This window comes from Salinicola sp. MH3R3-1 (assembly GCF_001937155.1).
Lineage (GTDB): Bacteria > Pseudomonadota > Gammaproteobacteria > Pseudomonadales > Halomonadaceae > Salinicola > Salinicola halophyticus.
In genome coordinates, this window is sequence record NZ_MSDP01000068.1 from 1 (window position 1) to 292 (window position 292).

At 52.4% G+C, this 292-nt stretch carries 1 rRNA gene; it reads left to right on the top strand.

The features are described from left to right. Positions 1-292: ribosomal RNA gene (locus BTW08_RS18315) — 16S ribosomal RNA — on the top strand; the annotation flags it as partial.

The following is a 292-nucleotide window of genomic DNA, read 5'->3' on the forward strand; positions in this document are numbered from 1 at the left end:
CTGCCAGCAGCCGCGGTAATACGAAGGGGGCTAGCGTTGTTCGGAATTACTGGGCGTAAAGCGAACGTAGGCGGATAGTTTAGTCAGAGGTGAAAGCCCAGGGCTCAACCTTGGAATTGCCTTTGATACTGGCTATCTTGAGTACGGAAGAGGTATGTGGAACTCCGAGTGTAGAGGTGAAATTCGTAGATATTCGGAAGAACACCAGTGGCGAAGGCGACATACTGGTCCGTTACTGACGCTGAGGCGCGAAAGCGTGGGGAGCAAACAGGATTAGAAACCCCTGTAGTCC